The sequence below is a fragment of the Collinsella sp. TF05-9AC genome (assembly GCF_003438495.1).
GTDB lineage: Bacteria > Actinomycetota > Coriobacteriia > Coriobacteriales > Coriobacteriaceae > Collinsella.
On the sequence record NZ_QSSH01000012.1, the window covers coordinates 54264 to 62875 of the forward strand.

At 59.9% G+C, this 8612-nt stretch carries 8 protein-coding genes and 1 other RNA gene; 3 read left to right on the forward strand and 6 right to left on the reverse strand.

Translation table 11 applies throughout. The features are described from left to right. Positions 1–23 precede the first annotated feature (23 nt). Positions 24–1445 (forward strand): chloride channel protein, encoded by a 1422-nt coding sequence (locus DXC52_RS05080; RefSeq protein ID WP_199409463.1) that lies wholly within the window; start codon positions 24–26, stop codon positions 1443–1445. Positions 1446–1531: 86 nt separating this feature from the next. Beyond that, complete coding sequence (locus DXC52_RS05085; RefSeq protein WP_117746413.1) at positions 1532–2494, forward strand: diacylglycerol kinase family protein; 963 nt, start codon at positions 1532–1534, stop codon at positions 2492–2494. A gap of 86 nt (positions 2495–2580) precedes the next feature. Here the strand turns inward: DXC52_RS05085 and DXC52_RS05090 are convergent, their stop codons facing one another. The 4 genes from DXC52_RS05090 to DXC52_RS05105 all read right to left on the reverse strand — a co-directional run bounded on the left by DXC52_RS05090 (position 2581) and on the right by DXC52_RS05105 (position 6513). Beyond that, positions 2581–2961 carry a peptide chain release factor-like protein gene (locus tag DXC52_RS05090; RefSeq protein WP_192919550.1) on the reverse strand — a complete coding sequence of 127 codons (381 nt, stop codon included), beginning with the start codon at positions 2959–2961 and terminating at the stop codon, positions 2581–2583. Between the two features lie 83 nt (positions 2962–3044). Further along, positions 3045–3623, reverse strand: a complete 579-nt coding sequence (locus DXC52_RS05095) for a xanthine phosphoribosyltransferase (RefSeq protein ID WP_022095227.1) — start codon at positions 3621–3623, stop codon at positions 3045–3047. Positions 3624–3783: 160 nt separating this feature from the next. Next, positions 3784–5088, reverse strand: a complete 1305-nt coding sequence (locus tag DXC52_RS05100; protein WP_117746414.1) for an MFS transporter — start codon at positions 5086–5088, stop codon at positions 3784–3786. Between the two features lie 141 nt (positions 5089–5229). After that, entirely contained in the window at positions 5230–6513 is a 1284-nt protein-coding gene (locus DXC52_RS05105) for an O-acetylhomoserine aminocarboxypropyltransferase/cysteine synthase family protein (RefSeq protein ID WP_117746415.1), read from the reverse strand. A gap of 230 nt (positions 6514–6743) precedes the next feature. Between DXC52_RS05105 and DXC52_RS05110 the strand changes: the two genes are divergently transcribed. After that, positions 6744–7190, forward strand: a complete 447-nt coding sequence (locus tag DXC52_RS05110; protein WP_233504848.1) for a C-GCAxxG-C-C family protein — start codon at positions 6744–6746, stop codon at positions 7188–7190. A 67-nt stretch (positions 7191–7257) separates the two neighbouring features. Here the strand turns inward: DXC52_RS05110 and DXC52_RS05115 are convergent, their stop codons facing one another. Both DXC52_RS05115 and rnpB read right to left on the reverse strand, forming a co-directional pair. Then, positions 7258–7896, reverse strand: a complete 639-nt coding sequence (locus DXC52_RS05115) for a YigZ family protein (RefSeq protein WP_199409465.1) — start codon at positions 7894–7896, stop codon at positions 7258–7260. Positions 7897–8125: 229 nt separating this feature from the next. Beyond that, an RNA gene (rnpB, locus tag DXC52_RS05120) (RNase P RNA component class A) lies at positions 8126–8487 on the reverse strand. Between the last annotated feature and the right edge of the window lie 125 nt (positions 8488–8612).

Here is an 8612-nt window from a genome sequence, read left to right on the forward strand (position 1 = left end):
GTTGCAACCTAAAAGAGGAATATATGGCTCATAACAACAAACCCGAAAGCGCAAACGAAGCGCAGGATCATTCCCAGCCGCTCGACGATGGCGGCTTTTTCTCCCTTAGCGACGTCATCATGGCCGGCAGGCGTCAACTCACCCGCTCCGAGCAGCTCTTGGCCGCCGACACACGCCGCAACGCCCGCAACCTGTTTGCAAGCGCCAAACTGCTCGCGCTCGTCGTCATCGTCTCGCTCGCCATGGGTGTTGCCGCTTGGGCATTTTTGGCCTCGCTGAATATCGCGACCGATTATCGCGAGCACCACGTGTGGATTTACGCGTTGCTTCCCGTTGTGGGCGTTGCCACCGCATGGGTGTACAAAAACCACGGCCTTGCCGCCAAACGAGGTAACAACCTGGTCATCGACTCCGCCCTGGGCACACGCCTTATCCATATGCGCATGGCCGTTCTCACCTTCGTCTGCTCCACGCTCACGCACCTCACGGGCGGGTCGGCCGGTCGCGAGGGAGCCGCGGTGCAGATTGGCGGCACCATCGCCAGCAACATCTCGAGCCTCGCCCACCTCAAAAAGCATGATCACCACGACCTCATGCTCGCCGGCATCTCGTCGGCCTTTGGCGCCGTATTCGGTTCACCCCTCGCCGGAGCCTTCTTTGGCATGGAGATGTGCTTTATCGGCAAGATCGACTACACCGCGGGCATCTACTGCCTGGTCGCCTCGTTTACCGGCTACTTTACATCACTCGTCCTGGGTACCGAGTACGAAGCTAATGTCATCGCCAGCGTTCCCACCATGACACCACGGACGGTTGTCATCGTTGTTATCAGCGCCATCATCTTCGGTCTGACGGCACGTCTCTTTGCCTGGTCGGTTCGAACCGTCAAGAGCCTGTACGGTCGCTTTATCACCAATTACCTTGTTCGCGCACTCATCGGCGCACTCGTGGTTTTGGCCGCCTATGCCCTCCTCGACGCCTGGGACTACGCCGGCCTTTCCACGTGGCTTTCCGGCGCCGGATTTGCAGGCAACACCACCCTGGCGGACGCAGCCATCAAGTTGGTCGTCACAGCGCTTACCCTGGGCGCGGGCTTCCAAGGCGGCGAGGTCACGCCCCTGTTTGGCATCGGTGCGGCACTCGGTGGCTGGATCGGCTGCCTCACCGGTCTCGACCCCAGTTTTCTGGCGGCTCTCGGCATGCTCGGCGTCTTCTGCGCCGGCCTCAACGTGCCCATCACCACCTGTATGATGGCCATCGACCTGTTCCACGGCACGGCCGCCGGGTTCTTTGTCATCGTGGCGTTTATCAGCTATCTCGCCGGCGGCCACCGCGGCGTGTACCCCGCCCAGCGCATCATCTCACCCAAGCGCCGTTCTCTTATTGTGGATGAGGGCGGTACGGTAGCGGAGGCTATCGAGCGCCACAACGACCTGATAGAGTAGATCTAATAATCACCGTGCAGCCACAATCGGGGGCAATTCGACCTGAGCGCGACCGCACCGTCATGTCACACGCCGGGAGTCGCCCCATGCACGCAACTGATTTTGGTCGCACGCTCATCATCGCCAACCCAGCCGCCCAGTCGGGTGCGGCACGCAAAGTTGCCGAGCGCCTGCAACGCTTTTTGGACATGACAGCACGCGCATCCCAGTTTGACCTGGTGCTGACCGAGCGCATGGGACATGCCAAGGAACTCGCCGCGCAGGCAACGGGCTATCGCACCGTTATCGCCCTTGGCGGCGACGGCGTGATCCACGAGGTCGTCAATGGACTCATGACGCAGAATGAGGACGCCCGTCCTGCCCTTGCCGTCCTGCCCGTAGGCTCCGGCAACGATTTTGCCCAAACGCTCTGTATCGAAGATTTCTCCGGCAAGAATTTTGGCGCGCTGCTCACCTGTGAGCTGCAGCGTCAGGACATCGGGCGGATTCGCTCATGGAACCCCGCATGCGGCAGCGGCGAGGCTACCGTTGAGTACTACGACCAGACGCTTTCGATCGGCATCGATGCTGCTATCGGCCTTGGCACCACCGAGCTGCGCAAAAAGACCGGTTTGACGGGCGCGCCGCTCTACACCCTCTCGGGACTTGAGCAGTTTGGCCTGCGCTATCGCAACTACCCCATGACAGTCAGCTTTGATCGCGCGCCCGCCGAGCGCGTACGCGCGATCGTTATGGCGATTCAGCTGGGCCCCACGTATGGCTCGGGCTATCGCATCTGCCCCGATGCCGACCCCTGCGACGGTGCACTCGACGTCTGCTACGCCTGCGGCCCTGTCCCTCGCGCGGTTGCCCTGCCTATGTTTCTTTCGGCCAAGGACGGTCACCATACCAAGTTGCCGCCGGTTCGTATGCGCCGCTGCCGCCATGCCGCACTCACCTTTGAGGAGCCCGACTACCCCATCCAAGCCGACGGCGAGCCCGTTGTCGCCTCGCGCATCGAGGTCGACGTCCTTCCCGCCGCTCTCGAAGTCTGGCACCCAACCCGCTAACCCCCCATAAGTTGCGGTGAAATAGGGACTGTTTATGCAGTTAAAGCCGCAAAACAGTCCCTATTTCACCGCAACTTATGAGGAAGCTATTCGTCGCTGCCCGGTTTGCGACGGTTGGCCTTTTTTATGGCGTTGAAGTGCTTGTCATTGAGCCTGCGCTGGCGAGAGCGCTGAGGCACCTTGGTCTTTACGCGTCGGCGCGGTGGACGCCCGCGACGCTCAAGCTCAGCGCGCAGCTTACGTAGGCAGCTACTACGGTTTTGGAACTGACTGCGGCTCTCGCGCGCCGTCACGGTAATTCCCGAAGGGATATGTTTCATGCGCACCGCCGAGTCCGTCGTGTTGACGCCTTGTCCGCCCGGACCTGTCGCGCGAAACACCTGCACCTCGCAATCGCGCGCCAACTCCTCGGCCGACATCTCGGCATAGCGCGCATACTCGCGCCATCCCATCTTGTTCTCATCCATATCAACACCTCCCCTCATACAAAAAATGTGACAAAGGGACGGTCCCTTTGTCACATCGCATACCAATCGCTTGTGTTGCGCGCTTAGGCGAAGGTAATCTCGCCGGTCTCGCAGTCCATATCGGCGATACGGGCCAAGCTCTCGACGCGGAAGCCGCGCTCACGGAGCTTATCGCCGCCGCCCTGGAAGCCCTTCTCCACTGCAATGCCAATACCGGACACCTCGGCACCCGCAGCCTCGCAGATCTTGATAAGACCTTCGAGCGCGCAGCCGTTGGCCAAGAAGTCGTCGATGATCAGGACCTTGTCGCCCTCGGACAGGAAACGCTTGCCAACGATGACCGGGTACTCCTTCTGCTTGGTAAAGGAGTAGATGGTCGTGGCATATTGCTCGCCATCGAGGTTGATGGACTGCGCCTTCTTGGCAAAGACCACCGGCACACCGCCAAAATGCTGAGCCGCGATGCAAGCCATGCCAATGCCCGAAGCCTCAATCGTCAGGATCTTGTTGATCTCGACGCCCTCGAACAGACGGGCCCACTCGGCACCCATGTGGTCAAACAGCTCAACGTCGCACTGGTGGTTGAGGAAGGCATCAACCTTAAGGACGTTACCGGCCTTTACGATGCCGTCATGGCGAATACGATCCTCAAGCTCCTGCATGGCGCAACCCCTTCTCGCGGCAACGATACCGCGCGATTAATAAACGTTGTTCGATAGTCTACCACGGACCGACCCCCGCCCGCCCCACAAGCCGCATCGCACCATAAAGCTGCAAGACCAGTAGATAGGCCCGATTCGTGGCAGACAGCCTCCCAACACGCTAATGCCGGGTGCGCGTCCTCACCAAACGTACCAATGTGAGCGCAAAGCCCACGGTAGCAACGGCCATCAGCACGTAGAATACCAAACGGAAGCCAAAGAGGAACACGTCCGGACGACCCGCCACATAGCTCGTGACCGTCTTGCCCATCGCCGCGCTCGTCTGTCCATACAGGATGCGCGACGCCGCCGTAATACCCAGCGCTATGCCCGCATAGCGCGCCAAGCTGCTCAAGCTGCCCGCAAAGCCAAGCGCCTCACGCGGAGCCGAACCCATATACAGCGAATTATTGGGACTCTGGAAGATCGACGTGCCGCACGACATAAACGCGATGCAGCACACAATCATCAAGATGGAAGAGTGCTCGTCAAGCGTGCTCACCGCAAAGAGACCGCACACGTACACGCCCAGGCCAACGGCCGTGGGCGCTTCACAACCAACACGGTCGGACACCGAGCCCGAAAGCGGGCCCACAAAGGCATTCACGACCGGCATCGCCAAAAACAACAGGCCGGAGATATCGGAGCTAAAGCCGTGGGCATCCTGAAAGTAGAACGGCAGCACAAACTCGGAGGCACCGATACCCACGAACACGATAAGCATGCAAGCCAGGTTAATAGTGAAAGCCGAGCTCGCAAAGCAGCGACGCGCCGCCTCTGTCAACGGCATAGGGCGTTCGCCAGCCTCCGGCTTCACATGCGGCAGCGTATAGAGCCCCACGATAAACGAGATGACGCCAATGGGCAGATTGATAAGGAAGATGCTCTCCCAGGGAAAGCTCGCCACCAGCACGCCGCCGAGCACGGGGCCGCACATCATGCCAAGAGCCACAAAGGTCGCCAGAATGCCCATGGCACGGCCGCGCTCACGCGCCGGAAACGACTCGGTGATGATGCCCATATTGTTGGCCATCGCGGCGGCACAGCCAACGCCCTGCACGAAACGCGCCAAGATAAGCACCTCGAGCGAAGCCGAAAGCCCGCAAAGCAACGAGCCACCCGTAAAGACGATTACACCAAGCTGGAACACATTCACCTTGCCGCGTACATCGCCCAAGCGGCCAAACGGCAGCATGGCGACGCACGTCGCGAGCAGATACACCGAGCTCACGAGCTGAATGCGGTCGAGACCCACCCCCAGCTCCTTTTGCATCACTGGGAGCGCCACCGTCACGATGCTCGCATCCAGACACGCCATAAAGGTCATGACGAGCACGGTGAACAGAATCGCCCATTTATTCTTACCGTGGGTATCGCCCTCTAGGGCAATGTGTTCGCGGCGCAGCTGCTCGGCAGTTTTCTCCATGTATATCCTTTCTATCGTGCAACGCAAAAACGGGACCCCAATCGCCTACAAACGGACACGATCGGGGTCCCGCCTACGGAATCGGAACTATGAGGACGTCGTCAGCCGAAAAGCCGTCCCACGCCTCGCACGCACGCTAGCCTAGCACTGCTCGAGCGCCTGCTCAAGGTCGGCAATCAGATCGGCCGTGTCCTCAAGGCCGCACGACAGGCGCACCATGTCAGCGGAGATGCCGCAGGCGATGAGCTCTTCATCGTTCATCTGGCGGTGCGTGGCATTAGCGGGATGCAGGCAGCACGTGCGGGCGTCGGCAACGTGCGTGGCGATCTGGGCAAGCTTGAGGCTCTTCATAAAGGTCTCGGCCGCCGCGCGACCACCGTTAAAGCCAAAGCTCACAACGCCGCAGGTACCGTTGGGCATGTACTTCTGAGCCAGGTCATAGTACTTATCGCCCTCCAGACCCGGATAGCTCACGAAGCGCACCTTGGGATGGCTCTGCAGGAACTTGGCAACGGCCAGGCCGTTCTCACAATGACGCGGCATGCGCACGTGCAGGCTCTCGAGCGAGCTGTTCAGGAAGAATGCCGCCTGTGGGTTCTGCATGGGACCAAGATCGCGCATGAGCTGCGCGGTGGCCTTGGTAATGAAGGCGCCCTCGCGACCGAACTTCTCGGCATAGGTCACGCCGTGGTAGCTCTCGTCGGGCGTGGTGAGACCCGGGAACTTGTCCGCATGGGCCATCCAGTCAAACTGGCCGTGGTCGACGATCACGCCGCCCAGGTAGGCCGCATGTCCATCCATGTACTTGGTGGTGGAGTGCGTAACGATGTCGGCGCCCCACTCAAAAGGACGGCACATCACGGGCGTCGGGAAGGTGTTGTCGACCATCAGCGGTACGCCGTGGTCGTGCGCGGCCTTGGCAAAGCGCTCAATATCGAGCACGGCAAGGGCGGGATTGGCGATCGTCTCGCCAAAGACGAGCTTGGTGTTGGGTTGGAAGGCTGCCTCGAGCTCTTCGTCGGTGCAGTCGGGGGCAACGAACGTGCAGGTCAAGCCCATACGACCCATGGTATGGGCAAGCAGGTTGTAGGTACCGCCGTAGATGGCAGAGCTTGCGACCACGTGATCGCCGGCACCGGCCACGTTAAAAATCGCGAGGAAGTTCGCAGCCATGCCCGAGCTCGTGAGCATCGCAGCGGTACCGCCCTCCATCTCGCAGATCTTGGCGGCAACCAAATCGCACGTGGGATTCTGCAGACGACTATAGAAGTAGCCCGACTCCTCCAAGTCGAACAGCTTGCCCATGTGCTCGGACGTATCGTACTTCCACGTGGTTGACTGGTAGATAGGCACCTGACGCGGCTCTGCATCACCCGGGCGATAACCGCCCTGAACACACGTCGTACCGATGGTCTGCTCGCTCATATCTAGCTCCCTTGCCTGGGTTTTAGTTTTATTCGGTTCACGATACCGCTACCCTGCACCCCTCTCAACCCATCCCCAAGGTAGGTTATGGGACAAATTGATCAGGGGTATTTATCTCAAGCCTTGGGCATTTGCTCGATAGATAAAATGAGGCATCCATGAAGCTCTCGATGATTACACGCACCGTCACGGGTACCATAGGCGGGTACACCGTGACCAAGGAGACAACGATGAAGCAAATCGATACGGCCCAGCTCGACATCACCGCCTGTCAGGCTCAGGCTGCCGAGTACCACGCCCGTGGCTTTAACTGCGCCCAGGCCGTCGCCTGCACGCTCGCGCCCGCCGTCGGGCTCGACCCCCAGATCGCCTTTACCCTCACCGAGGGCTTTGGTGCCGGCATGGGCGGCATGACCGAAACCTGCGGCGCCATCTCGGGAGCCGTGGCCATCATGGGCTTTGTAATGAGCGACGGCATGGAAAACCCCAAGACCAAGGGCCAGACCTACAAGCTGTCGCGCGAAATCGCCAAGCGTTTTGGCGAGAAGAACACGACGACCGTCTGCGGCACGCTCAAGGGCATCGGATCGGATAAGGGTCCGCTCCGCAGCTGCCCTGGTTGCATCGACGATGCCATCGAGATCGCCTGTGATATGCTAAAGCAGCTTGCCGAGTAAACGGCAGTAACATAAAACCACGGCCGGCGCGCTTGGGATTCATCCAAAAGCACGCCGGCCGTCGTCGTTAGAACTCGGCAAATTCGGGATCGCCGACCTCGATCTCCTCGCGCCCCGCCATAAGCTCGCGCATCTTAGCGCAAAACGGCCCCTGCTCCCCCGCTTTAAACACCAAATGAAGTGTCACGGCATCCGCGTAATCGGTATCCGAAACCTTGGCACCCGAATCCTGCGCCAAACGAAGCACCTGCTCATACTGCGGATAGGCCACATGCACGTCAACAGGCACGACGCTCGTCATCTCGACGATCCGCCCGGCCTCCCGAGCAGCCGCCACCGCCGCCTGCGTCGCCGCAGTATAGGCACGCACCAAGCCACCAGGACCCAACAGCGTGCCACCAAAATAGCGCGTCACTACGCAGCAAACATTTTTGAGCCCTGCGCCGCGCAACACCTCGAGCGTCGGCATACCGCTCGTGCGGCTCGGCTCACCGTCATCGCTCTGGCGCTCGCGTCCATCGACCAAAATCCACGCGGGAACATTGTGTCGAGCGTCGTAATGGCGCTTGCGAACTGTCTCGATAAAGGCATTCGCCTCATCCTCGGACTCAATATGGACCAGCTGGGCAATAAACCGGCTCTTGCGGTCCACAAACTCGCCCGAAACCTCAATATTCGATTGCAGAGTAAAATAGCTGTCCAACAAAGCCCCTCAACAAAACTAAGCGCGGCAACAAACAGCCTCAATAATACGGCAAAGGGCACATCGGTTAACCGCCTAAATAGAACGGAACCGCCGATGATTCCGTCAACGAAAGCGAGAACCCGTCGGCGCGAGCAAGGTGCCTTGAAAGACGAGGGCATTGACCTTTTGGTCATGCCCGAAGGCTTGAAAGGCAGATTGCCGCGCTGACGGGTTCGCAGCGTCAACATAGTTGCCAAGTGGGCCTATAAGCCGGGTTCTGTCGTGAACGGTCATTTATCTTGTCTGCACGTTACCATGCAGCTCCACGCACGCTACCCGAACGCGGACCGGGCCGGCCCATAGCGTTCCTATTCGCGCTTGCTCCGGATGGGGCTTGCCAAGCCACCGTGTTGCCACGACGCTGGTGGTCTCTTACACCACCGTTTCAGCTTTTCCCTTTACGCCTTGCGGCGCAGGTGGGAGTCTTCTTTTCTGCGGCGCTTTCCGTCGGATCACTCCGCCCGGCCGTTAGCCGGCATCCCGCCCTCTGGAGCCCGGACTTTCCTCACGCGTGCTGCAAGCAGCACATCGCGCGACCGTCTGGCCCACTCAGCAGTGCAAGAGTGTAGCACACCGTTGCCGCAGGCAGTGGCACAACACAAGCGTTCGACACGATAAACCAAGAACCCTTGATTATCGACTTCATCCGAACACCTCCCACATTCATCCGTACATGT